The 400-nt window shown below is 53.0% G+C and carries 1 protein-coding gene; it reads left to right on the forward strand.

The window, feature by feature from the left end:
- Positions 1-400, forward strand: a 400-nt coding sequence (locus tag RTW80_RS27555; RefSeq protein WP_312721272.1) for a M60 family peptidase N-terminal accessory domain-containing protein, incomplete at both ends; no start/stop codon positions are given.

Genomic DNA, 400 nt, shown 5'->3' on the forward strand with positions numbered 1-400 from the left:
CTATATGGAAAAACCGCTGACACGCCTGATGCTGGGCCGTTCCTGGTGGGATCTGAACATCAAAGTTGATGTCGAGAAGTATCCGGGAGCAGTATCGGAAGAGGGACAGAACGTTACTGAAACCATCAGCCTGTACTCGAATCCGACCAAATGGTTTGCAGGTAACATGCAGTCAACTGGCCTGTGGGCACCGGCTCAGAAAGAGGTCACCATTAAGTCCAATGCGAACGTTCCTGTGACCGTCACCGTGGCGCTGGCTGACGACCTGACCGGACGTGAGAAGCATGAAGTTGCGCTGAACCGTCCGCCAAGAGTGACTAAAACGTACTCTCTGGACGCTAGCGGTACGGTGAAGTTCAAGGTGCCTTACGGTGGCCTGATTTATATCAAGGGCAATAGC

The sequence above is a fragment of the Escherichia sp. AM3 genome (genome assembly GCF_032029835.1).
Taxonomy (GTDB): domain Bacteria; phylum Pseudomonadota; class Gammaproteobacteria; order Enterobacterales; family Enterobacteriaceae; genus Escherichia; species Escherichia coli.